The sequence below is a fragment of the Halorutilus salinus genome, assembly GCF_026242195.1.
Taxonomy (GTDB): domain Archaea; phylum Halobacteriota; class Halobacteria; order Halobacteriales; family Halorutilaceae; genus Halorutilus; species Halorutilus salinus.
Map to the genome: position 1 here is coordinate 20,084 of NZ_RKLV01000007.1, position 24,474 is coordinate 44,557.

The 24,474-nt window shown below is 61.5% G+C and carries 28 protein-coding genes; 17 read left to right on the plus strand and 11 right to left on the minus strand.

The annotated features are described in order from the left end of the window. Positions 1-6 precede the first annotated feature (6 nt). From EGH25_RS07930 to EGH25_RS07940, 3 genes are read left to right on the plus strand one after another with little or no spacing between them, the layout of a single operon-like run. Entirely contained in the window at positions 7-1,833 is a 1,827-nt protein-coding gene (locus EGH25_RS07930; protein WP_266087406.1) for an ABC transporter substrate-binding protein, read from the plus strand. Positions 1,834-1,876: 43 nt separating this feature from the next. Next, positions 1,877-2,749: an SDR family oxidoreductase gene (locus tag EGH25_RS07935; RefSeq protein WP_266087408.1), complete on the plus strand. Its 873-nt coding sequence runs from the start codon at positions 1,877-1,879 to the stop codon at positions 2,747-2,749. A 4-nt stretch (positions 2,750-2,753) separates the two neighbouring features. Next, entirely contained in the window at positions 2,754-3,674 is a 921-nt protein-coding gene (locus tag EGH25_RS07940; protein ID WP_266087410.1) for a DUF726 domain-containing protein, read from the plus strand. 2 nt (positions 3,675-3,676) lie between these two features. On the opposite strand, the gene EGH25_RS07945 is transcribed toward EGH25_RS07940, so the two are convergent. After that, on the minus strand, positions 3,677-4,081 hold the full coding sequence (locus EGH25_RS07945) for a hypothetical protein (RefSeq protein WP_266087412.1): 405 nt from the start codon (positions 4,079-4,081) through the stop codon (positions 3,677-3,679). 141 nt (positions 4,082-4,222) lie between these two features. On the opposite strand from EGH25_RS07945, the gene EGH25_RS07950 reads away from it, so the two are divergent. After that, entirely contained in the window at positions 4,223-4,597 is a 375-nt protein-coding gene (locus EGH25_RS07950; protein ID WP_266087414.1) for an RNA-binding domain-containing protein, read from the plus strand. A 7-nt stretch (positions 4,598-4,604) separates the two neighbouring features. On the opposite strand, the gene EGH25_RS07955 is transcribed toward EGH25_RS07950, so the two are convergent. Continuing rightward, the gene (locus EGH25_RS07955; protein ID WP_266087416.1) at positions 4,605-4,991 is read right to left on the minus strand and encodes a UPF0146 family protein; all 387 of its coding nucleotides are present in this window, start codon (positions 4,989-4,991) and stop codon (positions 4,605-4,607) included. Between the two features lie 36 nt (positions 4,992-5,027). On the opposite strand from EGH25_RS07955, the gene EGH25_RS07960 reads away from it, so the two are divergent. Both EGH25_RS07960 and rimI read left to right on the plus strand, forming a co-directional pair. After that, on the plus strand, positions 5,028-5,543 hold the full coding sequence (locus EGH25_RS07960) for an archaemetzincin family Zn-dependent metalloprotease (RefSeq protein ID WP_266087418.1): 516 nt from the start codon (positions 5,028-5,030) through the stop codon (positions 5,541-5,543). After that, the gene (gene rimI, locus EGH25_RS07965; protein ID WP_266087420.1) at positions 5,540-5,977 is read left to right on the plus strand and encodes a ribosomal protein S18-alanine N-acetyltransferase; all 438 of its coding nucleotides are present in this window, start codon (positions 5,540-5,542) and stop codon (positions 5,975-5,977) included. The genes EGH25_RS07960 and rimI overlap by 4 nt, the downstream gene beginning before the upstream one ends. 6 nt (positions 5,978-5,983) lie before the next feature. Here rimI and EGH25_RS07970 read toward each other — a convergent pair whose 3' ends face one another. The 4 genes from EGH25_RS07970 to EGH25_RS07985 all read right to left on the minus strand — a co-directional run bounded on the left by EGH25_RS07970 (position 5,984) and on the right by EGH25_RS07985 (position 9,843). Continuing rightward, positions 5,984-6,256 carry a UPF0058 family protein gene (locus EGH25_RS07970; protein WP_266087422.1) on the minus strand — a complete coding sequence of 91 codons (273 nt, stop codon included), beginning with the start codon at positions 6,254-6,256 and terminating at the stop codon, positions 5,984-5,986. A 154-nt stretch (positions 6,257-6,410) separates the two neighbouring features. Continuing rightward, positions 6,411-6,755: an aspartate 1-decarboxylase gene (gene panD / locus EGH25_RS07975; protein WP_266087424.1), complete on the minus strand. Its 345-nt coding sequence runs from the start codon at positions 6,753-6,755 to the stop codon at positions 6,411-6,413. A 36-nt stretch (positions 6,756-6,791) separates the two neighbouring features. Continuing rightward, on the minus strand, positions 6,792-9,038 hold the full coding sequence (gene ppsA / locus EGH25_RS07980; RefSeq protein ID WP_266087426.1) for a phosphoenolpyruvate synthase: 2,247 nt from the start codon (positions 9,036-9,038) through the stop codon (positions 6,792-6,794). A gap of 40 nt (positions 9,039-9,078) precedes the next feature. Beyond that, positions 9,079-9,843 (minus strand): HAD-IIA family hydrolase, encoded by a 765-nt coding sequence (locus tag EGH25_RS07985; RefSeq protein WP_266087428.1) that lies wholly within the window; start codon positions 9,841-9,843, stop codon positions 9,079-9,081. Positions 9,844-9,924: 81 nt separating this feature from the next. On the opposite strand from EGH25_RS07985, the gene metG reads away from it, so the two are divergent. Genes metG through EGH25_RS08000 form a run of 3 tightly spaced genes read left to right on the plus strand, consistent with a single transcriptional unit; the run spans position 9,925 to position 14,196 of the window. After that, a complete protein-coding gene (metG, locus tag EGH25_RS07990; protein WP_266087430.1) occupies positions 9,925-12,090 on the plus strand; it encodes a methionine--tRNA ligase in 2,166 nt (721 codons plus the stop codon). A 36-nt stretch (positions 12,091-12,126) separates the two neighbouring features. Then, the gene (locus tag EGH25_RS07995; RefSeq protein ID WP_266087432.1) at positions 12,127-13,317 is read left to right on the plus strand and encodes an alpha-hydroxy-acid oxidizing protein; all 1,191 of its coding nucleotides are present in this window, start codon (positions 12,127-12,129) and stop codon (positions 13,315-13,317) included. Between the two features lie 30 nt (positions 13,318-13,347). Continuing rightward, positions 13,348-14,196 (plus strand): bifunctional 5,10-methylenetetrahydrofolate dehydrogenase/5,10-methenyltetrahydrofolate cyclohydrolase, encoded by an 849-nt coding sequence (locus EGH25_RS08000; RefSeq protein WP_266087434.1) that lies wholly within the window; start codon positions 13,348-13,350, stop codon positions 14,194-14,196. On the opposite strand, the gene EGH25_RS08005 is transcribed toward EGH25_RS08000, so the two are convergent. Together EGH25_RS08005 and EGH25_RS08010 are read right to left on the minus strand one after the other, a co-directional pair. Continuing rightward, positions 14,193-14,840: a DUF7117 family protein gene (locus EGH25_RS08005; RefSeq protein ID WP_266087436.1), complete on the minus strand. Its 648-nt coding sequence runs from the start codon at positions 14,838-14,840 to the stop codon at positions 14,193-14,195. The genes EGH25_RS08000 and EGH25_RS08005 overlap by 4 nt on opposite strands. A 25-nt stretch (positions 14,841-14,865) precedes the next feature. After that, a complete protein-coding gene (locus EGH25_RS08010; protein WP_266087438.1) occupies positions 14,866-15,483 on the minus strand; it encodes an esterase/lipase family protein in 618 nt (205 codons plus the stop codon). Positions 15,484-15,613: 130 nt separating this feature from the next. Between EGH25_RS08010 and EGH25_RS08015 the strand changes: the two genes are divergently transcribed. Next, complete coding sequence (locus EGH25_RS08015; protein WP_266087440.1) at positions 15,614-16,264, plus strand: helix-turn-helix domain-containing protein; 651 nt, start codon at positions 15,614-15,616, stop codon at positions 16,262-16,264. Between the two features lie 2 nt (positions 16,265-16,266). Here the strand turns inward: EGH25_RS08015 and EGH25_RS08020 are convergent, their stop codons facing one another. Next, a complete protein-coding gene (locus EGH25_RS08020) occupies positions 16,267-17,010 on the minus strand; it encodes a hypothetical protein (RefSeq protein ID WP_266087442.1) in 744 nt (247 codons plus the stop codon). 132 nt (positions 17,011-17,142) lie between these two features. Between EGH25_RS08020 and EGH25_RS08025 the strand changes: the two genes are divergently transcribed. The 4 genes from EGH25_RS08025 to EGH25_RS08040 all read left to right on the plus strand — a co-directional run bounded on the left by EGH25_RS08025 (position 17,143) and on the right by EGH25_RS08040 (position 19,892). Continuing rightward, entirely contained in the window at positions 17,143-17,772 is a 630-nt protein-coding gene (locus EGH25_RS08025) for a 50S ribosomal protein L1 (protein WP_266087444.1), read from the plus strand. Next, positions 17,769-18,818, plus strand: coding sequence for a 50S ribosomal protein L10 (locus EGH25_RS08030; RefSeq protein ID WP_266087446.1), 1,050 nt, complete (start codon positions 17,769-17,771; stop codon positions 18,816-18,818). The genes EGH25_RS08025 and EGH25_RS08030 overlap by 4 nt, the downstream gene beginning before the upstream one ends. Positions 18,819-18,871: 53 nt before the next feature. After that, positions 18,872-19,228, plus strand: a complete 357-nt coding sequence (rpl12p, locus tag EGH25_RS08035) for a 50S ribosomal protein P1 (protein WP_266087448.1) — start codon at positions 18,872-18,874, stop codon at positions 19,226-19,228. Positions 19,229-19,307: 79 nt separating this feature from the next. Beyond that, on the plus strand, positions 19,308-19,892 hold the full coding sequence (locus EGH25_RS08040; protein WP_266087450.1) for a hypothetical protein: 585 nt from the start codon (positions 19,308-19,310) through the stop codon (positions 19,890-19,892). Here the strand turns inward: EGH25_RS08040 and EGH25_RS08045 are convergent. Next, positions 19,889-20,497, minus strand: a complete 609-nt coding sequence (locus tag EGH25_RS08045; protein WP_266087451.1) for a 30S ribosomal protein S3ae — start codon at positions 20,495-20,497, stop codon at positions 19,889-19,891. The two genes, EGH25_RS08040 and EGH25_RS08045, sit on opposite strands and share 4 nt — an antisense overlap. An 82-nt stretch (positions 20,498-20,579) precedes the next feature. Between EGH25_RS08045 and EGH25_RS08050 the strand changes: the two genes are divergently transcribed. From EGH25_RS08050 to EGH25_RS08060, 3 genes are read left to right on the plus strand one after another with little or no spacing between them, the layout of a single operon-like run. Continuing rightward, complete coding sequence (locus EGH25_RS08050; RefSeq protein ID WP_266087452.1) at positions 20,580-21,431, plus strand: ParA family protein; 852 nt, start codon at positions 20,580-20,582, stop codon at positions 21,429-21,431. Beyond that, the gene (locus tag EGH25_RS08055; RefSeq protein ID WP_266087453.1) at positions 21,428-21,970 is read left to right on the plus strand and encodes a DUF8115 family protein; all 543 of its coding nucleotides are present in this window, start codon (positions 21,428-21,430) and stop codon (positions 21,968-21,970) included. Before EGH25_RS08050 ends, EGH25_RS08055 begins: the two co-directional genes overlap by 4 nt. Then, the gene (locus EGH25_RS08060) at positions 21,970-22,203 is read left to right on the plus strand and encodes a hypothetical protein (protein WP_266087455.1); all 234 of its coding nucleotides are present in this window, start codon (positions 21,970-21,972) and stop codon (positions 22,201-22,203) included. Before EGH25_RS08055 ends, EGH25_RS08060 begins: the two co-directional genes overlap by 1 nt. A 9-nt stretch (positions 22,204-22,212) precedes the next feature. Here EGH25_RS08060 and lonB read toward each other — a convergent pair whose 3' ends face one another. Further along, positions 22,213-24,291, minus strand: coding sequence for an ATP-dependent protease LonB (lonB, locus tag EGH25_RS08065; protein WP_266087457.1), 2,079 nt, complete (start codon positions 24,289-24,291; stop codon positions 22,213-22,215). Positions 24,292-24,474: the final 183 nt, after the last annotated feature.

The window sequence follows — 24,474 nt, forward strand, 5'->3', positions numbered from 1 at the left end:
TGTTCTATGAGACGTAAGCTCATCGTTGCGTTGCTGGTAGTGGTGGGGTTAGCGGCTGTCGCAGGAACCGCGGTGGCACAGGACTCGGATGCGTGCGACTTCCCGTACGAGACACCCAACGGCGAGGTGATACAGGAGGAGCCTGACACCGTCGCGCCCGGTATCGCAAGCGTTTCGCAGACGTTCTGGGAGATGGGTATCAACGACAACGACGCGAAGGAGATAGTCGGTCTGACAACCAACTCGTTCTACCTCGAAGACACCGACGGGTACGACAGCCTCGGTAATACGCTGTCCGGAGGGTATGAGGAGAAGGTCATCGACAAGAACCCCGACATCGTTGTAAACGCCCTTTTCGAACCCACGGGGTTGGAGAACAGCCTCGACGACGCAGGGATAGACTACGTCTTCCTTCCTCAGGCGGGAGGCTTCGACGACATAAAGAGAAACGTACGTACCGTCGGTAGGTCGATAGGCGAATGCGAGGCGGCGGAGGAGGTCGTGAACGGGATGGAGAACACGGTAAGCCGTGTCGAGAACGCGGTTCAGGGACGCGACAAGCCAGTCGTTATGTACGGAACACCGACGGACGACCCCGGACAGTTCGACAACTTCGTCCCCGGTAACGGTACCTTCAAACACGGTATCATAACGACAGCAGGCGGCGACAATGTCTACGACAGGATAGGCGTCGACGGCGGGGGAGCGAGCGGTTCGCTTGAGGTACGTATAAGCGGCGAGCAAGCCGTTCTCGCGCTCAACGAGGATCCCGACTGGATAGTTATAACCGAAGGCGCGTCCGTACCACGGAACGACCTGTACAACTCAACCACCGCCGTACAGGAGGATCAGATACTCCGTGTCAACACGAACTACATAAGTCAGGATGCGCCGCGCGTCACCGTACCCCTTGAACGTATGGCGCGTGCGTTCCATCCCCAAGCATTCGAGGCGTCCGGCGGTGGCGGAGGCGGCGGTGGTGGATACATAGAGGAGCCGGAGGACGAAGCTTCTGAGGAGGTCTTCACCGCCTCGGTCGACTCCGTCGAAGGTACCTCACGTGCGACGTTCGGGAACGGGTACGTAGAGGCTGTCGAACTCGGCGCGGAGGTCGAGGGCGACGTTACGGTTGAGACGGTCGACGTGGGCGACGGACCCGGTACGCCCCTCAGACGTTTCTCCGTGACAGTGCCCGAAGCGGCGCGCAACGAACCCGGTACTGTGCGCGTGACCGTCGACGGCGGGACGCTCAACGAGACGGGCGTCTCGGAAGACGCCCTCCTCGTCGTTAAGACCGGCGGCGTACCGCCCCTGCCGCTCAACACCACCGTCTTAGACACCGACGACGGCGTTACGGTCGTCGCCGACACGCCGGGATTCTCCGAGTTCGCTGTCGTTGCGTCCTCCGCGCCCGTCGCACGCGCCGAGGCAACGGTCGAGGAAGATACCGTCGTCCTTTCGGCTTCTGACTCGACAGACGAGTACAGCGAGGTCGTCGGCTACTCGTGGGAGGTCAACGGAGAGACGCATGAAGGAGAAACCGTCGAGGTCGACGGCGGTAACGAAGCGACGCTCACGGTCACCAACGACGCGGGTCTGACCGACTCGACGACGGTCAGTATACCCGACGTTGAGGATAACGGCACGGAAACGGAAGGCGAACGTACATCAGGAACCGTCGAGGACGGTGACGAGAATGGAGGCGCGAACGATGGCACGGACGGCGGCAACACGACTGACGCGGACGACGGCGCGGACGGCGAAGGCATGCCCGGGTTTACCGCAGTAGCCGTCTTCACCGCCCTCGCCGTCGCTGTGCTCGTACGACGTTGAACGTCGAAGATGGATATATACACGAGGAGCGCACAGTAGGTGCATGGAAGAACCCGATCTTGAAGGTAGCACGGCTTTCATAACAGGAACGACACGCGGTATAGGCAAGGAGATAGCCCTTGCGCTCGCCGAGAACGGCTGTAACATCGTCTCGACGGGTAAGACGGTCGACGACTCCGAGTCGGATCTTGAAGGCACTATACACAAGACGGCGGAGGCGTGCCGCGAGAAAGGCGTCGAAGCCCACGCGATACAGTTGGACGTACGCGACCCTGAGAACGTACATTCATCCGTGGAGGAGGCGATAGACGAGTTCGGCGAGGTCGATACAGTAATCAACAACGCGAGCGCGATACAGATCGCCAACGTCAAACAGCTACCCGCCGACCGTTTCGATCTGATGACCGAGGTCAACGTCCGCGGCACGTACCTCGTAAACCGCGCCTTCCTACCCCATCTGAAGGAGATCGGTGGCGGATGGATACTTTCGAACTCGCCGCCGGTAAACACCGACCGCTCGCCCGGAAAGGCGGCTTACGCGTGGTCGAAGATGGGTATGTCTTTCGTAACACTTTCACTCGACGGCGAACTCGCGCGCCACGACATCGGATGCAACACCTTCTGGCCCCTAACCGCCATAGACACACGCGCCACGCGTTACTTCGGTCTCGGCACCGAGGACGACTGGCGCGAACCGCGTATCGTCGCCGACGCCGTACTCGAAATTCTGAAACGCGACCCCGCCGAATGCTCCGGAAACTCGTTCTACACGGAGGAGCTTCTGCGCGAGGCAGGCGTCGAGGACTTCTCAGAATACAACGTCGTCGAAGGCTCCGACCCTGACCCTATGTCGGCTGTCATGTTCGACCCGGATTTCGAAAGCGAGGACGTTATACGCGACTCGTTCGACGGTTAGAAAGATGATGGACGCGCGCCAGTCGCTCATGCATCTCGCGGGTATGGCGGTCTTCTCCGCAGGCGTGGAGGAGTATATACACGAGAAGACGCCCGCGATGTTCCCGCGCGCAAGTACACGCGGGCATTTCGGCGTCGGACGTACCGACGAGACGCGTCTCGACGCGGGTTCACTCCTCCCCCTCCGCGTGGTCGACGATATCTACGACGTCACCCTCGCAGAAGGAGAGACGGCGACGAGCTACGAACGTACGGAGAGCCTCGACGCACTGACCGACGACGAACCCGACGAGACGGCTGTCTTCGTACACGGCTGGCTCGCCAACGAGCGCGCGTCGCTCGGAAGGATGTCGATGCTCCGTCACAGCCTGCGTGAGAACGGCTACGACGGCGCTATGACGGGGTTTACGTGGGACTCCGACGAGATGGCGCACAGATGGAAGCTGGGGAGACGTATCGCAGAGAGGAACGGTCCTAAGCTCGCACAGTTCGTCTACGACCACCACGAACGCACGGGGAGCGACGTACGTCTCATCTCCAACTCGCTCGGTGCGCGCGTCGTACTCGAAGCCGTACGGTCGCTGTACCTCTCGGACGTACACGACGCCGTCGGTTCGGTAAGCATGATGGGCGCGGCGGCGGACTCCGACTCCGTGACGCACGACGGCAGGTACGGAAAGCCCGTACGTGAAGCAGTCGGCGAGGTTCACAACTACTGGATAAGACACGACGGTATACTCAACCAGCAGTACCGTCTTATCGAACTAACGGGCGCTCTCGGCGGAACCGGCGCGGAGGGTGACACGCCGTCGAACTACCATGATCACCGTGTCTCTTACGTACCCGACCACTACTCGTTCTACCGTCCCGGAAAGGGATGCGTCGGAAAGCTGGTAGCCGACTGGGGGACGAACGACGCGCCGTAAGCTCACGAACCCTCTACGACGACGGTGACCTCCGTCACAGTCCTGTCACCCATCCTGTCGGGGAGACGCCACGCCTCCAGACGTACACTGTACTCGCCGGGTTCAGTACCCTCAGGAGCCTCGACGATCAGACGTGGCTCCACCTCTCCCGACGCAGGAACCGCGGCTGTTGCGGAGGACGCGGCTCTTCCGTCGGGTAGACGTACGCGCGGCACCGTTCTGTCACCTCCGCCTCCGACGACCGTCGCGTGTACGGTACCGACGTTCCTCACGGAGAGGCTGAGGACGGCTTCGTCGCCCTCGTTCACGACCATCCGCTCCTGTACGTCGACACCGGGTTCGGTGGCGAGGTACGCACCTGTCGCCAGTATACCGAAGACGAGGAACGCACCTACCACCCGTTTCATGAGAACGGCTAACATCCGGTGTGTATTAAAACGCTCGCAACGTTCGTAACGGGTAAGAGCCGTCCGCGAACCGCGGACGCGACAACGCCAAAGACGGACTCGGTCGAAAAGGTAGAAAGGCTGTAGGGACAAGACCGACCGATGGATGGTATACAGGTCACCGTACGGACGCCGTTGCACGCAACCGAGAGACGCGGTTCGGTCGAGAACGCGGTACGCAACCTCTTCCCTGACGCGGGGTTCGAGGAGGACGACGGAACGCTCGTCGCGCGTTCGGAGGACGTTTCGGGTCTCCGCGAACTCGCAGAACAGCACGGGGTTCAGCCGACGTTGAGGGAGGAACTCACCGACTCTGTCGTCGGAAACACAGTAGCCTTCCGTCTCAGCAAACAGCCCGCGACCGTCGGGCGTCTCAACCTCGACGTGGGCGGTCACGAACTCGGCGCTCTCCGTGTACGTATCGAGACGGACGACACCGACGAACTCATACGCTACCTGACGGGCGCGGACGCCTGAACGAGCCTCAGAAACGGTTGACGAAGAAGCCGCGTCCCCCACGGCTGACGAGCCGGGCGTCGAGCGAAACGCCTTCGTCACCCAGAGGGGCGAGAAGGAGATCCGCGCCGACGGTTCGCGCGACCTCCTCGATATCAGCATGTATCTCGTACGGCGGACGTAACGAGTAGACGAGCGCGGTTCCCTCGTAGACACCAGCGTCGGGTTCACGTACGTTGTCACGGACGAAGTCGACGCCGACCGAGTCGCCCACGTCGCGGACATCGGAGGCGGTGACATCGTAGCCCGCGTCCGCAAGTCTACGCGCCGTCTCGTCGCGTTCACCGACACCGACCTCGACGAGACGCGCACCGCGCGGATACACGTCTTCGATATACCGTGCGACCGTCTCCACGCAGGCTTTATTATCCGCCACGGCTAAACGTTTATTATGCGAATCGACCTTGTCCCCGTCGGCGAGCTTGAAGACGGGGTCGTCGGTACCTCACGCGAGGTTCTCCGTGAAAGGTACGGTGTCGAGGTTGTAACCCGTTCGTCCGTCGCCGTACCCGACCAAGCCTACGACCGGTCGAGCGGTCAGTACAACGCCGAACGTATCATAGACGTGGCGGAGAGCGTAGGACACGGCGACAAGAACCTCGCTGTCACGGATGTCGATATCTTCTACCGCCAGCGTAACTTCGTCTTCGGTCTCGCCTACCTCGACGGAAGAGGATGCGTCGTCTCCACCAACCGTCTACGTATGACAGCCGACGGCGGGCACGAGGAAGACGACGGCGAAACCTTCTTCGACCGCGTCCGTAAGGAGGTCGTCCACGAGGTCGGTCACACGCTCGGTCTGCGCCACTGCGACAAAGATACGTGTGTCATGAGCTTCTCGCCGACAGTGCGCGAGGTCGATCAGAAGTACGAACGTCCGTGTCGGGGATGCTCGCGCGACGTATGAGACGCCTGACCGTCCGGCACGCCCGACCGCACGACACGGAACGCGTGGTCGGTATAGAGCGCGCCTGTTTTACCAACCCCAACCCCACGCTTCTGGCGAACGTCTGCGGTATGGTCGACGGCTTCCTCGTCGCCGAGACCGACGACTGTATCGCCGGCTACGTCCTCTTTACACCGTCGTCGGCTGAGGACGCGCGGGTTCTTTCGCTCGCAGTCGCCCCCGGAAACAGGAGGCAGGGCGTCGCAACCCGTCTCATGCGCGGAGCCTTCGACGTACTCCGCGGACGCGACTTCGACGCCGTCAGCTTAGAGGTACGTGTCTCGAACACCGCGGCTCAGTCGCTGTACGACGGACTCGGCTTTCTCCCCGTCGGTGTAGAAGAGTGTTACTACGACGACGGCGAGGACGCGTATCTGATGGAAAAGGAACTCTGAGCGCGCTCAGTCGGCGTTCTCTTCGGCTAACTCTTCCATACGCGCGCCGACACGCCCCGTCTCGTCCCATTCGTCCTCCGACATCTTTTCGGCGAGTTCCTCACCGAGCACGAAGATCGCGTGCTTGTGCTCCGACTTCGACTTGTGTATATGTACGGGGCTGGTGCCGAGCGTCTCGTAGTCCTCGAACGCTTCGCCCTCTACGTCTTCCTCGTTCTCGAAGTACTTCTTTATCTCGACGAGCAACGAGTGCAGGTGTATGAGTTCGTCCTTGTGCATTGTTTAGTCCTCTGTGTATAGTCACAAACGTTGCCTTTACATTAAAACCTTTTGCCGTGACAAACGTTCACAAGGATCCGGGTACATAGACGGCGTGAAACGAGGTTCCGCCACGGACGTTCATTCCGTTCCTCGACAGACGACGTGTTCCATATCAGTCGACGGAAACAACGTTGTTCGCTTCGTCGAGATGGACGACGGTGGGCGCGGGTTCCTCGTCGTCGTCGTAGGTCGCGTACGCTATCAGAATAACCGTGTCGCCGACCTCCGCGAGACGCGCCGCCGCGCCGTTGAGACATAGCTCCCCCTCGTCGCCCTCTATGGTATAGGTTTCGAGACGTTCGCCGTTGGAGACGTTGACTATCTGGACGCGTTCGTGCTCCTTTATCCCCGCAGTCCGGAGGAGTTCAGGTCCCACGGTCACGCTTCCCTCGTAGTCGAGATCCGCGCCCGTCACGCGTGCGCGGTGAAGCTTTGCGTGGAACATCTCCCTCTTCATCGGCGTTCGGTATGGCGGGGCGGTAAAAGAGGCTGTCTATTCTTTCCGGCGTGCGTGGTCGAGCATAAGCCGTTTTTCGACGCGCGCGACACGTCGCCGTACGTCGGCGACGGCGTCTATGTTCGCCGAGACGCTTGTGATACCTTCCTCGACGAGGAACTCGACCATCTCAGGGTTACTACCCGCCTGACCGCAGATACTCGTACGTACGTCGCGTTCATCGCATACATCGATTACGCGCGACATGAGAGCGAGAACACCCGGATGCGTCTCGTCGTAGATATCGGAGACGTTCTCGTTGTTACGGTCGGCGGCAAGCGTGTACTGTGTCAGGTCGTTGGTGCCGAAAGAGACGAAGTCGACGCCCTCGTCCGCGATATCCTCTACTACCATGGCGCTCGCGGGGGTCTCTACCATGACGCCCCACGTTATCTCGTCGGTGTCGAGACCTGCGCGTTCCATGAGGTTACGCGCCTCGGCTGTCTGGTCGGCGTCGTTGACGAGGGGTAGCATGATCTCGACGTTGTCGTAGCCGAGTTCGTACAGCTTTCTGAAGGCGCGGAGTTCGAGTTCGAATATATCCGGCTCGTCGAGCGCACGGCGTATACCCCGGTAGCCGAGCATCGGGTTGTGCTCCTTGGGTTCGTCGTCGCCGCCTTCGAGGTTACAGAACTCGTCGGTCGGCGCGTCGAGCGTACGTACACGTACGGGACGCGGGTAGAACTCCTCAGCGACCTCCTGCACGCCCTCGACGATCCGGTCGATGTACGCGCGCTCGCCGTGGTCGCCGACGTACTTCGAGGGCGTCTTACCGAGGTTGAGCACCATATGCTCCATACGCAGGAGACCGACGCCGTCCGCACCCGTTTCCGAGGCGCGCCCCGCGGCGTCGGGTATGGAGACGTTGACCTTGACATCGGTCGCCGTCACGGGCTGAGGCGCGGCTGTCGTCTCGTCTTCCGAAGGCTCGGGTGCGTCGTCCTCAGCCTCTTCCTCAGCCCCCTTGGTCACTCTGCCTCTGTCGCCGTCGACGGTGACCGTATCGCCGTCTTCGAGCGCCGTCGTGGCGTTTCCGGTTCCCACGACAGCCGTCTTACCGAGTTCGCGCGAGACGATCGCGGCGTGGCTCGTAAGACCGCCCTCGTCGGTGACTATCGCCGCCGACCGTTTCATAGCGGGTACCATGTCGGGCATCGTCTGCTCAGTCACCATGACGTCGCCCTCCTCGATACGGTCTATCTCGTCCAGCTTACGTACGATACGAACCTTACCGCTCGCCTGACCCGGCGACGCGCCTAGACCTTCGAGGACGACCCCCCCGTCCTCCTCCTTTTCCTGTATGGTGGTTATAGGGCGCGACTGTAGAACGTAGAGTTCGTCGTCGTGTATCGCCCACTCTATATCCTGCGGTGCGCCGTAATGCTCCTCAAGACGTTCGGCGACCTCCGCAACACGTACGATCTCGTCGTCGGTTAGGACGCGTTTGTTACGCCGGTCGTCGGGAACCTCCTTCTCGACCGTCTCACCCGTCGCCGTATCCTTGACATGCATGAGCTTCTTCGACGCCACGTTAGCCGTCACGACCTCGCGCGTCTCACGGTCGAAGACGTAGTTGTCGGGCGTCACGCCGCCGCTTACGACCGACTCGCCGAGACCCCATGCCGCCTCCACGGTGGCGCGCCCTTCGCCCGTCGACGGGTCGGACGAGAAGACGACGCCGCTCTTGTCGGCGTCGACCATGCGCTGAACGACGACGGCGATGTTTACGTCCTCGTGCGAGAAGCCTTTCTCGACACGGTAGTAGATCGCGCGCTCGGTGAACAGCGACGCCCAGCAGTCCTTTACGCGTTCGACGAGTTCGTCTACGCCTTCGACGTTGAGGTATGTCTCCTGCTGTCCCGCGAACGAGGCGTCGGGCAGATCCTCGGCGGTCGCCGACGACCGTACGGCGACGAACTCTCCGTCTCCGAGTTCCTCGTAAGCCGCCTCTATCTCGTCACGCATCTCGTCGGGCATACCCGCACCGCGTATCAGCTCCACGGCGCGTTCGTGTGCCTCTTCGAGTTCGTCGGAGTCCTCCGTATCGATATCGAGCGCGGCTTCGATTTCTTCCTCTATCCCCGTGTCGCGCAGGAGACGACGGTACGCCTGTGCTGTCAGTATAAACCCGCCGGGAACCGGGAAGTCCTTGTTAGCCATCTCTCCGAGCGACGCACCCTTCCCGCCTACGGAATCGACGTTGTCCTTGTCCACCTCGTCGAACCACAGGACTGATTCTGTCATCTCGGTCTAACAAACCTTTAGGCGAAACATAACGGTTTCGTTAGAGCAGGTCACCGATCTCGGAGAGCTTTCCGAGCACATGGTCGGGTGTATGAGACGACGAGCGCAGGTCGGCGTCCTCCGTCACACCCGTACGGACGAGCGCCGTGACAGCGCCGACGTTCTCGCCCAACGCTATATCCGTATCGAGCCTGTCGCCTACGAAGACGGTTTCGTCGGGCGACGTGCCGACGGTACCGAGGACGGCGCGCGCGGCGTAACCCGACGGCTTGCCGACGACGAACGGTTCACGTCCTACGGCGCGCGAAACCGCCGCCTCCACGGCGCCCGAACCCGGTATCTCCCCGTCGCCGGTCGGAACCACGGAGTCGGGGTCGGTGCAGACGTACTCCTCGGCTGTACGCGCCGCCTCGAACGCATCACGTATGTCGTCGTAATCCAACGAGCGGTCTACGGAGACGATCGCTGTCTCTGCCTCGTCGGGGTTCCGTGTGACCGCCACACCCCTGTCTCTCAACGCCTCCACGACGGCGGACTCACCCGTGACATGGACGGGCGGGGCGCAGTTGGCGTCGACGTACCGCGCCGTCAGCGTCGCCGAGGTGACCGCGGATCCCCCGTCCGTTTCGACGCCCGTGCGTCCGAGACGGCGGACAAGTCCTTGGCTCGTCACCGTAGGGTTGTTGGAGACGAAGACCGTACGGACGCCCGCGTCACGTAAGGCGTCGAGACCTTCGCGCGCGCCTTCGACGACGGATTCGCCGCGCAGAACGGTTCCGTCAACGTCCACGACAGCGCCTTTCATCGGTAAGAGGTACTCGGCACACACGCATGTCTCTGTCGAACCTTCGGCGGCTTTTTTATGGGTCGGCACGCAGTCGTGTCTATGACAGACGACGAAGACACGCCCACGCTCGTAACGTGCGCTCTTCCTTACGCGAACGGGAAGGCGCATCTCGGACATCTACGAACCTACATACCCGGCGACACGTACACGCGCGCACTACGTAAGCAGGGACGCGAGGTGACGTTTGTATCAGGGAGCGACATGCACGGTACGCCTATCGTCGTAAACGCCGAGGAACAGGGGCGTGAACCCGAGGATCTCGCAACCGAGTACCACGAATACTTCGAGGAGACGTTTCCACGTATCGACGTTGAGTTCGACAGCTACGGCAACACGCACGACGACACGAACTTCCGGCGTACGCAGGAGATAGTCCGCGCTCTCGAAGACAACGGCTACGTCTACGAGGACGAGATGATGGTGGCATACGACCCCGAAGCGGATCGTACACTCCCCGACAGGTACGTCAAGGGCACGTGTCCGTACTGCGGTGAGGAAGGCGCGCGCGGCGACGAATGCGACGAATGCGGACGGCATCTCGAACCCGGCGACATCGAGGATCCGGTCTCTAAGATAACCGGCGCGCCCGCCGAGTACGTCGAACAGACGCACAGGTTCTTCGCGCTCTCCGAACTCCGCGACTTCCTGAGCGACTTCGTCGACGACCTCGAAGGAACCTCGAACGCACGTAACCAGCCGAAAGGATGGATAGAAGAAGGATTGCAGGACTGGTGTATCACGCGCGACCTCGACTGGGGCGTGCCGTACCCCGACGACGACGGAGACACCGACCTCGTGCTGTACGTCTGGGTCGACGCCCCGATCGAGTACATCGCGTCGACGGAGGACTGGGCGGAACGGACGGGCGACGGCGACGAGTGGGAACGTTACTGGCGCGACGGTTCGTCGGAGATAGTCCACGTGATAGGGGGCGACATCATACAGCACCACTGCGTCTTCTGGCCTGCGATGCTCCACGTCGCGGGCTACTCGACACCCGACGCTGTGATGGCGTCAGGTCTCGTCAAGATAAACGACAGCGCCTTCTCAACCTCACGCGGGCGCGCCGTCTGGCTCGACGAAGACTACCTCGACGAGGGCTTCCCCGCCGACCTCATACGTTACTACATCGTCTCGTACACGGGCTTCGAGAACGACCTAAACTTCTCGTGGTCGCTGTTTCAGGAACGTGTCAACAACGAACTCGTCGATACGTTCGGCAACTTCGTCTACCGTTCGGCGCTTCTCGCCCACGACAGCTTCGACGGTGCTCCCGACGGAGAGCTTGAGGACGAGGTAAGTGACGAGATAGGGACGGCGGTCGATCGTTTCGAGGACGGCGTCGAGGCGTACAACGTCAAGGAGGTTGCAGAGGCAGGTATGGCGCTCGCGGGGTTCGGGAACGAGTACATACAGCGTAACGAACCGTGGAACCTACTCGACGAGGACGAGGATCGCGCCGGCGATGTCCTGTACAACTGCCTCGCCGTCGCAAAGGCGTCGGCGCTCCTACTCGAACCCGTGATGCCCTCCGCCGCCGAACGCGTCTGGGCGATGCTCGATGAAGGTGACGTACACGCCGCGACGGTCGATGAAGCCTTCGAAGCCGTCGACGGCGGACTGAACGAACCCGAACATCTGTTCGAACAGGTCGAGGACGAGAAGATAGAGACCCTAGAGGAACGTCTTCAGGAACGTATAGGCGACGAGGAAGAGGATGAGGAAAACGGAAGGGACGAGGAAGACGGAAGAGAAGACGAGGACGAGAAAGGTGGGGAAGAAAAGGCTGAGGAAGACGGTGGAGCCGGGGGAGATGAGGAAGCCGAGGAGGACGAGAAAAGAGAGGGTGAGAAAGCCGAGGAAGACGAGACCGAAGAAACCGGTGGCGACGAGATACCTTTCGACCGTTTCGACGAACTCGATATACGTGTCGCGCAGGTAGAGAGCGCCGAAGCCGTCGAGGACTCCGACTCGCTCCTCCTCCTGAACGTCGATGTGGGCGACGGGACGCGTCAGGTCGTCGCGGGTCTGAAAGGTCTGCACGCGCCCGACGAACTCGTCGGCGAACGCGTCATCGTCGTCACCAACCTCGAAACCGCGACGATCTTCGGCTACGACAGCGAGGCGATGCTCCTTGCGGCGGGCGACGACGCCGACCTACTGACGACCGCGGGCGTGTCGGAGCCGGGAACACGTGTGAAGTAGGCTTACCTATTTCCGTCGCGCCCCCGAAACAGATCCATGCCCGACCACGGTACCGACAGACAGCGCGACGTCTACATCGCCGGAGCCGCGGGGGAGACGCCCGACGTTCCGCCGTCGTACGAGAAGCTACGCGAAGCCGCTCGCGAGGAGATGACCGACAAGGCGTACGGCTACGTCGAGGGCGGCGCGGGTGAGGAGGACACGGCGCGCGAGAACCGCGAGGCGTTCCGCCGGTGGCGTATCGTCCCCAACCTGATGAACGACGTCTCCGAGCGCGCCCTCTCGACGACCGTACTCGGCGACGAACTCGATGTCCCTTTCGTTCTCGCACCCGTCGGCGTCCTGTCGATAGTTCACGAAGGCGCGGAGACGGCGGTTGCGAGAGCCTCGTCGTCGCTCGACGTTCCGTTCGTCCTGAGCACCGTCTCGTCGCATACGATCGAAGAGGTCGCCGAAGAAGCCAATGACAGCGCCGAGGGTGACGCACCGCCGCGGTGGTTCCAGCTCTACCCGTCGACCGACGAGGCGCTCAACCGAAGCCTTCTACACCGCGCCGAGGAGGCGGGGTACACCGGTGTCGTCGTGACCGTCGACACGCCTCTTCTCGGATGGCGCGAGCGCGACATCGAGAACGCCTACCTGCCGTTTCTTGACGCCGAGGGACTCGCCAACTACTTCAACGACCCCGTCTTCCGCGGTTCACTCGACGACACGCCGGAGGAGAACGAGTTCGCCGCCATACGGCACTTCATCGACATCTTCTCAGACGCGTCTTTCACGCCTGAGACGCTCGCGGGTACCGTAGACTCCACCGACCTACCCGTCGTCGTCAAGGGGCTGTTGACGCCGGAGGACGCGATCGCGGCTATCGATGCGGGTGCGGAGGGCGTCGTCGTCTCCAACCACGGAGGGAGACAGGTCGACGGCGCGACGGGTGCGCTTGACGCCCTCCCGCGCGTCGCCGAGGCGCTCAAAGACGAGACGGTTCTTTTCGACAGCGGCGTTCGACGGGGCGCGGACGCCCTCAAGGCTCTCGCGCTCGGCGCCGACGCCGTTATGCTCGGACGCCCGTACGTCTACGGACTCGGGCTTGCGGGCGAGGACGGTGTGCGCGAGGTCGTCAAGAACCTGCGCGCCGACATCGACCTCACGCTCGGTCTGACGGGGCGCACGTCCGTCGAGGAGGTTGATTCCTCACTCGTCCGTGAGTCGCCGCGTTACCGTTAGGTTCAATCCGTCGCCGACGAACCATCCACCATGACGGATATAATAGAAGGCGACGAAATCGCCGGGCGCGTACGTGACGAGGTGACGAACGAGGTCGACCGTATGGTACGTACGCCAAAGCTCGTAGCGGTGCTGATGACCGACGACCCGGCGAGCGAGACGTACGTACGTATGAAGAGGCAGGCGGCGGACGAGGTGGGTATCGACTCCGAGACAGTACGTATAGAACCCGACGCAGGACAGGACGAACTCCTTTCGACCGTCGAGGAACTCAACGACAATGAAGATGTCGACGGTATACTCGTCCAGCTACCTCTTCCCGACGGCGTCGACGAGGATCGCGCGCTCGGAACCGTCGCGCCGGAGAAGGACGTCGACGGCTTCCATCCGTACAACAAAGGTCTCCTCATGGAAGGGCGTCCGCGTTTCGTGCCCGCGACGCCCAAGGGCGTCGTACGTATGTTACGCGAGCACGGCGTCGAACTCGAAGGCGCGGACGTCACCGTCGTCGGGCGTTCCGACATCGTGGGAAAGCCGCTCGCCTCCCTGCTCGTTTCGCGCGACGTGAACGCAACCGTTACGGTCTGTCACTCGCGCACCGACGACGTTGCGGAGCATACACGCACCGCGGATATCGTCGTCGCGGCGGTTGGCGTACCGGGGTTCGTAACCGCCGACATGGTGAGCGAAGACGCCGTCGTCGTCGACGTTGGCATAAACCGTGTCGACGACGAACTCGTGGGCGACGTCGCCTACGACGAGGTGAGCGAGAAGGTGGACGCTATCACACCCGTACCGGGCGGTGTCGGACCTATGACCGTCGCGGCGCTTCTTCGGAACACCGTCGAGGCGGCGCGTCTCCGTGGCGCGGACGACTAAGCCTCGGACGCAGTAAGATCGTCGTACACGTCACGGAGCAGACGTAGACCCTCGACGGCGTCGTCGGCGTCGCCGTCGGTCGCCTGTGTACGTTTGGCGAGGTCGCGTGCCTCCTCCACGCGCGCGTCGGTTTCGCCCACCGTACGGCTGTAACGTGAAAGCTCTACGGCGTACTCCTCGACCGTCTCGGCGACGGCACGACGGTGCGCGGATTCGAGTGTCTCAGGACGTTCGTCCGTCCCCGGTGGCTCACCCTTCCCGACGCCCTCGACGAGAGCCACGACGTACTCGCGCTCCTCGTCCGTCGGCTCGCGCTCGCCCACAAACTCAGCGGAGACGTGCTTCACCTCGCACGCCATGACGTAGACGGGCGACGGCGGCAGGAGTTCGCCGCCCTCGACGAACCCGGCGCGCGACGTGTACTCTCTGCAACGTTCCTCCACCTCTTCGAGAGCCGCGTCGAAGTCGGTTCCGAAACGCGTCAGAAGATCAGCCGTCTCGACAGCGCCCGCTGTGTCCTCGTCGGCGTCCTCCACGGCGCGGCTACGTAGGCTTCCGCATTCGGGACACGCGGGTTCGCGCGTCTCGAAGTAGCTCCACGTCTCGCCGCAGTCGAGGCATTCGCGTTCTCCGCGTATCTCCATGTGCGAAAAAGCGCGCCCGACGGCTTCAACCTTCGCTTCTCAGGTACCCGGCGAACTTGTCGAACGCCGACCGTCTCCACTGTATCTCGAAATGGCTCATGGGTCCGAGGTTGACGTTGGTGACGTTCTCCCTCTGAGACGGCAGTTTGGCGCTCCGTTTGGGCTTTACGAGTTCGTCCGACGTGCTCCACCCCGCGACGTACTCGACGCCGTCGGCGACACCGTCGTTCTTTAACGTACGTATCAGGTCGCTCGACATCGTCATGTCGCGCCCTCCGGGCGTAAAGAACGCCCACCGTGAAAGTAGCGTACCGTGGTGGGGCGTGCCGAGGGTCACGACAGTGTCGACGAGTTCGTCGCCGTCCAACTGCTCGACGTACCACCGTGAGTCGAGTCCTCCCATCGAATGTCCGACGAGGTTTACGCGTTCGTCGTGTCTGTCGTACGCCTTCTCGACCTCCTCACGGACGAGTTCGGCGTAGTCGCGCGGCGACCGTACGGTGGTTCCGGGTACGAGACCTTTGTCGACGGCGTGTATCTCATCGGGTACGAGACCAAGGTTCTCCACGTGCTTCGCCATCCGTCCCCACCAAGGCGCGTACCAAGTGTCGAGGAATCCGTGTACGAATACAACGGGTTGCATACTTTACCGTAGACGCCGGAAGAACAATCCTTTTTCGCCACGCACGAAGGAACCGTGGAGAAAGGATGGACGTACGTTCGGGAAACGCCGTCCGCGGCTCTTATCCGGGCGCACCGCGTATCCGGTACCGATGAGATACCTGAGTCTGGTTCTTTCGCCTTCGGACGGCACGTTCCATCCTGTCGAGGAGATGATAGCCGACAACCCCGACCTAAGACGCGGACACGTCCACCACATAAACCTCCTGAGCGACGACACAGTGGCGGCGCTTTACGAGATAGAGGGCGACGGCGACGTTCTACACCGCGCGCTCGAAGACAGCGACGAGATACTGAGCTACGACGTGATCGACGTATCCGGCGATACCTACCACGTCTACGTCCATGTCGAACAGGGGGAGCCCGTCGTGGGTCTTCTCTCTATCGTCGACGACCGTCGTCTCATGATAGACACGCCGATGGAGTTCGTCGACGGGGGCGTCCGCGCCACCGTCATAGGCGAACAGGAAACACTGCGCGAGGCTCTTGACGACCTCCCTGAGGGCGTCAAGGTCGATGTCCGGCGTGTGGGCGAGTACAGCCCTCAGGACGACCGTGTGCTTGCGAACCTCACCGACAGACAGCACGAGGTTCTACGTGTCGCGGCGCGTCTCGGCTACTACGACGTGCCGCGTTCGGCGACACATGACGAGGTAGCCGATGCTCTCGGATGCGCACCTTCGACGGCTTCCGAACATCTGCGTAAGATAGAGTCGAAGATAGTCGATGTACTCGTCGACTGAGCCTATCCGCCGAGTATACCCGAAAGCAGACCGCCGCCTCCGTCGCCATCGGTGCTTTCGACCACCTCCCATCCCTCGATATCAAACTCGATGTCGACCTGACCGCCGGACGAACCCTGTGTGTAGACGTCGAGGTAGTCGCATTCGAGCGCCGCGCCCGCCTCCTCGCTCTCCATACGTACGAGTATGGAGAGTTCGTCGTCCTTGAACTTCTCGCGGTTCGTCTCCTCGCCGTCGTCGAAGAACACGATCTCATCGTTCGAAAGCGCGTAACCCGACATCCCTTTCTCAGAGAAGAAGCTACGCGTCAGTTCCTCGTCGGGCGAGTATCCGATACGGGTTCCGGGCGGTACCTCAGTCTTTTCGAGGCTCCCCCCTTCGGTCACGAGTATGGTACGTTTGGGAACCTCTACCTCGTCGGTGTGGTGTACGGAGACGAGACCTTCTTGGCGTCCTATGTAGCTCATGTAGGTACGGAACATCTCGACGGGGTCGCGGCGCGACGCGTGCCTGTCGATCTCACCCGACCTGTCCTTCATCGCCTCCAGCGCGTCCTGACCCCACTCCTCCGACGCACCACGGTACTTTGCGTAGACGAGCCAGCCGTCGAGGTAGACGGCGACACCGTTCCCGTCGACGGCGTCGAGCACGAGCGTTCCGGTGAACCCCTTCTTGCGGACCTCCGAGTGAGCCGCCTCGAAGCTCGACTCGTGGCTACTTACCTGTTCGGAAGCAGGGAATCTCATGACATAGGTTACGAACGGTCGTCACATATAACCTTCGCCGACGCAGACGGCTTTCGGTGGGTTTTTGTCCGTCGCCCATCTCCCATCCGTAAGTCCGTAGAAGGCGGAACGCCGCACTACGGAGGTGTTTCAATGGATACAGACGAAGCAGTAGAGAAAGCCCTCTCCGAACGTGAGGAGAGGAACTTTAACGAGACGGTCGACCTCGCTATCAACCTGCGGGATCTCGACCTGAGTCAGCCAGACAACCGCGTCGACATGGAGCTCGTCCTTCCCGAAGGAACGGGACAGGATACACGTGTCGCAGTAATTGCCGACGGTGAGACAGCGGTTCGAGCCGAGGACGTTGCGGATCGTGTGATACGTCCCGACGAACTCGAAGACCTCGCCGACGACGAGAACGAGGCGAAGGATCTCGCAGACGAGATGAGCTTCTTCATCGCCGAGACGGATTACATGCAGGACATCGGTCGTTACCTCGGTACCATACTGGGTCCGCGCGGTAAGATGCCGTCGCCCGTCGAACCAGACGACGATGTAGTGGAAGAGGTTCAACGTCTCAAGGGTACTGTCGCCCTCCGTTCGGGAGACCGCCGGACGTTCCATACGACCGTAGGGACGGAAGAGATGGCGACGGAGGAGCTCGCCGACAACATAGAGGCTGTTCTGCGTAGGCTCACCGCCGACCTCGAAAAGGGTGAGCTAAACCTTGACTCCGTCTACGTCAAGACAACGATGGGTCCCGCCATGGAGGTAGCATGACGCCACAGCTTACGGAGGAGATACCCGAATGGAAACGCGACGAGATAGACGAGTTCGAGCGTCTCATAGACGAACACGACGCCGTCGGTATCGTAAACGTCGAGGGTATCGCCTCGAAACAGTTCCAGCAGATACGCCGTAACCTCCACGGTTCTGCGGAGGTGCGCGTCGGACGTAACACGTTGATGCGCCGCGCGCTTGAGGAGAAAGGCCTCGAAGGACTCGTCGGGTACGTCGAGGGACAGACGGGTCTCCTTCTGACCGACGACAACCCGTTCTCGCTCTACAGAAAGATAGAGGAAGGAAAGAGTTCCGCGCCCATAAGCGCCGGACAGGAGGCGACCGACGAGGTCGTCGTCCCCGAAGGAGACACGGGGTTCGACCCCGGTCCCGTCGTGGGCGATCTACAGCAGGCGGGTATCAGCGCACGTATCGAGGAAGGCTCCATAAAGGTCACCGAGGACTCCGTCGTACTCGAAGAAGGCGACGAGGCGACGCCTGAGATAGCCGAGGCGCTCTCAAAGCTCGATATAGAGCCTCTTGAGGTGGGTCTCGACCTGCGCGCGCTCGTCGAGAAGGACGAAGGTACCGTACTCCAACCCGATACGCTCGATATCGATATAGACGAGTACCGCGCCGACCTCGAAACCGCTGTCGGTGGAGCGTTCAACCTCGGTGTCAACGCGGGCGTGGTCAACGAAACGACACGCGACGCGCTTATCTCCAAGGCGTACACCGACGCTCTCGCAGTCGGTATCGAGGCGGGCGTCTACGAACCCGATGTTCTCGACAGCCTCCTCGCCGAGGCGGACGCCGACGTACGCGCTCTCGCGTCTAACCTCGACGACGACGCACTACCCGACGAACTCAAGGGCGTCGAGGCACCCGCGCGCGGAGAAACGGAGGAAGACGAAGAAGAGGTGGAAGCCGACGACGAGACCGAGGATGGGGACGACGAACAGGACGCGGGCGAGGGCGAAGCCGAAGAAGCCGACGGAGAGGACGACGACGAGGAGGTCTCCGAAGGCATGGGCAACCTGTTCTGAGAAAACCGGAAACTGTTTAACACAGACAAGACACAACGACACAAGGAGAAAAGATGGAGTACCTATACGCCGCACTTACAGTGCACAACGCAGGAGAAGAGGTCACCGAAGACACCGTAACCGACGTTCTCGAAGCCGCAGGCGTCGATGTCGACGAGAGCCGTGTCAAGGCGCTCGCCGCGGCGCTCGAAGACGTTGATATAGACGACGCCGTCGAACAGGCGGCTGTCGCACCCGCAGGAGGCGCGGGCGGCGGAGGCGGCGGTGCCACGCCGGAGGGCGGAGAGACCGACGAAGCCGGTGCCGAGGAGGAAGCCGAGGAAGACGAAGCCGAAGAAGAAGCCGAGGAGGTTGACGAGGAAGAGGCTGAGGAAGACGCCTCGGAAGGTCTCGGCGAGCTATTCGGTTAGACAGGCTCTCGTCGTAGGGTAGCCAACAACGGATCTTCGCGGGAAAAGCTTAATTGACACCCCTCCCTAAGGGGGAGTAATGCCTACATTCGGGGACATATTCGAGGCTATATTCGACTTCGTTACCAAAGGGGGGCTAAAGAAGACCGTCATAGGTCTCATGGTTCTGTCGCTCGTCGCGGTTTCGGGCGCTTACCTCGTCTACCCCCAGACCACGACGAGCGTTGCGCTTAGCGCGGTAGGCGCGACGCCCGAAGGTCAGTTCGAACCGCCCGCGATCGAGGGCAACGACACCGTCGGGTACGTGGGTCAGTTCTCCGGAGGAGGGGGACCGACGAACGTCCCGGTTGAAGGTGAGATACGCGCCGAGGTCAACTTTGGGACGGGGCGTGTGGTTGCGACCGCTCAGGGGGACAGCGTCTCCGAGGGATACCTCGAAGGCGAGGTGGGAACGCGGACGGGCGAAACGAACGGCACGGGCGCTGTCAACGCATTCGGTCTCACGGGGATCGAGTTCAACTTCGAGGGCGAGTACTCTCAGGACGGTTCGGTAGCGGAGGGTACATGGAAGACGGTATCGGGTAGCGAGATGAGCGGCGACGGAACGTGGCGTATAGAACGCGTCGAGGACGGAACCGTGGATATATCCGAGAACAGCGACTAAGCCTCGACCTCTTCCTCTTCGTGAACCTGTTCGGGCGTGGCGGCGACCTTCGTCTTCTGCACCTCGACCCTGCGGACGGGGTAGATCTCCTTAGCCTCGTTGTAGACGGCGCTCGATAGGCGTCCCTCGACGACGGCGTCGACGAGTTCCTCGAAGGTGAGATCCTCGCCCTTCTCCCTGACCATCGCGTTCATACGCCGACGGATACTCTTCTCCTGCGAGTCGTCAGCCTTCTTCGCCGTAAACGCGACGGGCTGTAGCTGTACACGGTAGTCGTCGGTGGTTCGGACGGTGATAACGTCGCCTATCTTCGACGTACCCCGGCGGACGAGCGAACGCACGTAGTCGCGCGCGAGTTCGTGACCCACGAAACGCGTGTAGACGGCGTCCTTGCCGACCTCCTCTACCTGAAACTTGACCTTTGTGTTGTTCTCGGAGAAGTCATCCGTGATCTCGCCGAGCGTCGTCTCCACGGTACGTCCGTGGAGCGTCTCGGGTTCGTCTGCGGGCGTCTCACCGAGTTCGGCGCGGTCGAACTCCTGCGAAGCGAGCACGGTGTACCAGTCCTTTCCGCGTCCCGACTTCGAAACCTGTCTGCTTGACATTCGTGTTCGTCGTTGGTAAGTCGGGCATATAAAACCTCGAATTTCCATCAGGCTTTATACGTATGCGCCGCGACGGTTCGGCATGAGCGAAACCCTACGCGCGGCTACGTTCCTCGACAAGGGCGGGACGGGAAAGACGACGACCGTGGCACATCTCGGCGTCGCGCTCGATCGACTCGGACGCGACGTGCTTCTGATCGACCTTGCGGGAAAGCAGGCTGACCTCGCAAAGAACTTCGGCGTCTGGGACGAGTACCGCGCGCGTATCGAGGAGGAGGACGACTGGCCCAATATATCGACCGTCTTCCGCGAGCAGTGGGGGCGTATCGCGGGCAAGCTCGGCGACGAGGAGGCTGTCGGCAACATGATCTTCGAGACGGGCGAGGGTCCCGATCTCATACCCGCGCATCCGGGACTCGACGGTCTGGATACGGAGCTAAACGACATAGAGGAGACGGAGCGCAGGTACTCGCGCCTCGACAGCTTCGTGAACGAGTATATCGAACCCATGGACTACGACTTCGTCTTCTTCGACCTTCCGGGTTCGACAAACAACGTCAGCTACAACGGTCTCTGGTCGGCGCGTAACGTCGTCGTCCCCGTCGAGGCGGGACCCTTTGAGGCGCGTCAGGCTGGACGGCTACGTGACGACCTGCGGCGTATCTCCGAGTCGTTCGGCGTCGACCTCTCTCTTTCGATGCTGATTCTGAACAAGACGGACTCACGGACGCGTCTCTCGGAGGAGTTTACCGAGGAGTACGAGGACGAGTATCCTGAGGTCGTCGCGCCGACGCAGGTACCGCGGAGTCAGGCGGTTCGGAACTCAGCGAACAGGGGCGAGACGCTGTTCGCGTCGAACGCGTCGACAGGGACGGCTCAGCGCGCACGCGAAGCGTTTATGGAGAACGCCGAGGAACTTCTTGAACGTCTATGACCGACAACGACGAAGAGATCGACGAACTCAGGGAACAGACACGGGGCGCGGACCGTATCTCGGCTGATACGAACGGCGGCTCAGGCGCTGACGGAGGAGAGGAAGAAAAGAAGGAGGAAGAGAAGGGGGAGGACGCGGGCGACGTGGAAGAAATGAAAGATGAACAGGGGGAAGAAGAGGACGACGAAGACACGAGCGACGGGAAGACAGAGACGGAAGAAACGCCGGACGAGACGGACGCGGGCGGAAAGCCGACACCGTCGGACGCGTTCGCCGAGGCGTTCGCGGAACGTTCGGAGCGCGCGAAGACGGGCGTCGACCCTCGTTCGGTCTCCGCCGACGACCCCGGTCTGAGCGCCTTCCTTCTCGCACTACAGGACACGGGTGAGATAGAGGAAGTCGGCGAGGCGGTACGCGGTGCGGTCGGTGCCCAACAACCGCCGGAGTACGACCGTGACGCCGTCGTCCGTCTCGCGCTGACGTACGCGTTGAGCGAGGAAGCGCCCGAACACTTCGACGCTCTCGTAGAACGTTCGTAATGGACTGCCCCTACTGCGACGTTTCGACGGCGCGTATGCCGCTTCACAGCCATCTCGTCGACGAGCATACGGACGAGATAGAGCGCGACGGCGCGACGTGCCGTCTACGTAACCCCGAAGGCGAGGATATCGAAGCCACGGTCGACACGGGCGACGGCGAAACAGTCGAACGTTTCACGAACGAGGTTGCGGTTCTCGTGTTCGACAGGCTACTCGACAGCCTCGAAGAGTAACGCCGCGAACTACTGAGGACTCGGCTGTCCCTGTCCCTTCGGCGTGTCTACGTCGAGTTCGCTTGCGAGGTTCTTTATCTTGTCGAGGACGCCCTTCTTTCCGTCGCGTTCGACGAGTGCGTGGTCGAGTACCTCGGAGATATGGCTGACGGGTATTATCTCCACCTCCTCCTTGTACTCGTCCTCTATCATCACATCCTGCTCGTTGACCGCGGGTATGATGACCTTGTCCATACCCGCCTTCGCCGCCGCCTCTATCTTGTACGTCACGCCTCCGACGGGGAGGACGTCGCCGCGTACGGAGAGCGAACCCGTCATCGCCACGCTCTGATCCACGGCGACATCTTCGAGGGCGCTGATTATCGCAGTCGCCATCGTTATACTCGCCGAGTCGCCTTCGACGCCCTCGTACGTCTGTATGTACTGGACGTGGACATCCATCTCCGTAACGTCCTTGCCCGTGATCTTCTTTATGATCGCGCTCACGTTGTCGACCGACTCCTCCGCGATCTCCTGTAGCTTGCCCGTGGCGATGACCTCGCCCTTTCCTTCGGTGACCTCCGCCATGATGGGCAGGACGCGTCCCGAGTCCTCGCCCATGACGGCGAGTCCGTTTACGCGTCCGACCATACCGCCTTGGCTCACGGTCATGTCGTAGTCCTGCTTGCGCTCGATATGTCGATCCATGAGCTGTTGCTCGATCGAGCGTGCGCGGTTCTTCGCCTGAAGCACGTGCTCCTTGGTTGCGAGGTCGACGCCCTCGTCGTCGGCTATGTCGCCCGCCACGCGTACGAGACCGCCGAGGTCGCGTAGCTTGAGCGTCAGGTGATCCTTACGCCCTGCTCTGCGCTGTGCCGCCTTGATCACGGCGGCGACGGCGTCGCGGTCGAAATGGGGTATGTTACCGTCCTTGTCGACCTCCTGAGCGACGAAACGCGCGAACCTGCGCCGAACCTCAGGCGTGTCCTCGATCGTGTCCTTCATGTTGACCTCGTAACCGTACCCCTTGATACGTGAACGTAGCGCGGGGTGCATGTTCTCCATCGCGTCCATGTTGCCCGCGGCGACCATGACGAAGTCGCAGGGTACGTCCTCGGTCTGTACCATCGCTCCCGACGAACGTTCGCTCTGACCCGTGATGGAGTACCTGCCTTCCTGTATCGCCGTCATCAGGCTCTGCTGGTTACGTATATCGAGCGTGTTCATCTCGTCGATGAACAGGACGCCGCGGTGCGCCTCGTGTATCGCACCAGCCTCGACGCGGTCGTGTGACGGCGTTCCTAAACCGCCCGACTGGAACGGGTCGTGCCGAACGTCGCCGAGGAGAGCGCCCGCGTGAGCACCTGTGGCGTCACGGAACGGTGCGGTCTCCTTGTCGGAGTTGTCGACAAGCAGGTTCGGAACCATGGCGTCGGAGTCGTTCTGAAGGTACCGGAAGGCTATGAATATGACACCTGCGGCGATGATGCCGAGGAGGAAACGACGGACGAGGAACGAGTACGCGACGATACCGATGATGATTATCCACATCAGTATCGTCCTCATCTGGTCGCGTTTACGCACCTCCTCCTTGTGCGAATCTATGATCTCCTTGCCCTTGCCCGCGGGTACGGTACGTACCTTGGGCTTGTTTCCGTCCTCAGGGTTGTGGTAGACGAGTGTGTCCTCAAGCTGTTCGCGCGGGAGCATCTCAGCCATCGCCTTCGCAAGCATCGACTTACCCGTACCCGGCGAACCTATCATCATGACGTGGCGTTTCTGCTTCGCCGCCTTACGTACGATGTCGACGGCGTGCTCCTGTCCGATTACCTGATCGATCAGGTCGTCGGGTACGCTGATATCCGCCGTCGTCTCTATGTCGAGACCGCCGAGTTCGTCGTCCTCGGGGTTGTCGAGAAGCTCCGTCTCGTCGTCCTCGCCGTTCGTCGACTCCTTCTCCACCTCGTCGACGGCGTCGGCTTCGGCTTCGACGTTCTCGTCCGTGCCGGTGCCGTTGCCGTCGATCTCTTCGGGAACTTCGTTCACTTCGCGCTCAGACACCTCACCGTCGTCCTGAGCGTCTCCGTTCTCGTCGTGGGGGTCGCTCATTTTTTAATCACAAAAGGTTTTCTCGTACTACGTTTACGCCGGGAAGACTCATATACTTTCTGCCATGGTACGTCCGGACGGCGTCTCTCGGTCAGGTGGCATCTCTCGGTCGGACGGGATCTCTCGGTCGGACGGGATCTCTCGGTCGGACGGGATCTCTCGGTCAGACGGCACGTCTCAGCC

Coding starts and splice junctions, on each gene's coding strand:
- EGH25_RS07930 (WP_266087406.1), top strand. CDS start 7: ATGAGACGTAAGCTCATCGTTGCGTTGCTGGTAGTGGTGGGGTTAGCG.
- EGH25_RS07935 (WP_266087408.1), top strand. CDS start 1,877: ATGGAAGAACCCGATCTTGAAGGTAGCACGGCTTTCATAACAGGAACG.
- EGH25_RS07940 (WP_266087410.1), top strand. CDS start 2,754: ATGATGGACGCGCGCCAGTCGCTCATGCATCTCGCGGGTATGGCGGTC.
- EGH25_RS07945 (WP_266087412.1), bottom strand. CDS start 4,081: ATGAAACGGGTGGTAGGTGCGTTCCTCGTCTTCGGTATACTGGCGACA.
- EGH25_RS07950 (WP_266087414.1), top strand. CDS start 4,223: ATGGATGGTATACAGGTCACCGTACGGACGCCGTTGCACGCAACCGAG.
- EGH25_RS07960 (WP_266087418.1), top strand. CDS start 5,028: ATGCGAATCGACCTTGTCCCCGTCGGCGAGCTTGAAGACGGGGTCGTC.
- rimI (WP_266087420.1), top strand. CDS start 5,540: ATGAGACGCCTGACCGTCCGGCACGCCCGACCGCACGACACGGAACGC.
- EGH25_RS07970 (WP_266087422.1), bottom strand. CDS start 6,256: ATGCACAAGGACGAACTCATACACCTGCACTCGTTGCTCGTCGAGATA.
- panD (WP_266087424.1), bottom strand. CDS start 6,755: ATGAAGAGGGAGATGTTCCACGCAAAGCTTCACCGCGCACGCGTGACG.
- ppsA (WP_266087426.1), bottom strand. CDS start 9,038: ATGACAGAATCAGTCCTGTGGTTCGACGAGGTGGACAAGGACAACGTC.
- EGH25_RS07985 (WP_266087428.1), bottom strand. CDS start 9,843: ATGAAAGGCGCTGTCGTGGACGTTGACGGAACCGTTCTGCGCGGCGAA.
- metG (WP_266087430.1), top strand. CDS start 9,925: ATGACAGACGACGAAGACACGCCCACGCTCGTAACGTGCGCTCTTCCT.
- EGH25_RS07995 (WP_266087432.1), top strand. CDS start 12,127: ATGCCCGACCACGGTACCGACAGACAGCGCGACGTCTACATCGCCGGA.
- EGH25_RS08000 (WP_266087434.1), top strand. CDS start 13,348: ATGACGGATATAATAGAAGGCGACGAAATCGCCGGGCGCGTACGTGAC.
- EGH25_RS08005 (WP_266087436.1), bottom strand. CDS start 14,840: ATGGAGATACGCGGAGAACGCGAATGCCTCGACTGCGGCGAGACGTGG.
- EGH25_RS08010 (WP_266087438.1), bottom strand. CDS start 15,483: ATGCAACCCGTTGTATTCGTACACGGATTCCTCGACACTTGGTACGCG.
- EGH25_RS08015 (WP_266087440.1), top strand. CDS start 15,614: ATGAGATACCTGAGTCTGGTTCTTTCGCCTTCGGACGGCACGTTCCAT.
- EGH25_RS08020 (WP_266087442.1), bottom strand. CDS start 17,010: ATGAGATTCCCTGCTTCCGAACAGGTAAGTAGCCACGAGTCGAGCTTC.
- EGH25_RS08025 (WP_266087444.1), top strand. CDS start 17,143: ATGGATACAGACGAAGCAGTAGAGAAAGCCCTCTCCGAACGTGAGGAG.
- EGH25_RS08030 (WP_266087446.1), top strand. CDS start 17,769: ATGACGCCACAGCTTACGGAGGAGATACCCGAATGGAAACGCGACGAG.
- rpl12p (WP_266087448.1), top strand. CDS start 18,872: ATGGAGTACCTATACGCCGCACTTACAGTGCACAACGCAGGAGAAGAG.
- EGH25_RS08040 (WP_266087450.1), top strand. CDS start 19,308: ATGCCTACATTCGGGGACATATTCGAGGCTATATTCGACTTCGTTACC.
- EGH25_RS08045 (WP_266087451.1), bottom strand. CDS start 20,497: ATGTCAAGCAGACAGGTTTCGAAGTCGGGACGCGGAAAGGACTGGTAC.
- EGH25_RS08050 (WP_266087452.1), top strand. CDS start 20,580: ATGAGCGAAACCCTACGCGCGGCTACGTTCCTCGACAAGGGCGGGACG.
- EGH25_RS08055 (WP_266087453.1), top strand. CDS start 21,428: ATGACCGACAACGACGAAGAGATCGACGAACTCAGGGAACAGACACGG.
- EGH25_RS08060 (WP_266087455.1), top strand. CDS start 21,970: ATGGACTGCCCCTACTGCGACGTTTCGACGGCGCGTATGCCGCTTCAC.
- lonB (WP_266087457.1), bottom strand. CDS start 24,291: ATGAGCGACCCCCACGACGAGAACGGAGACGCTCAGGACGACGGTGAG.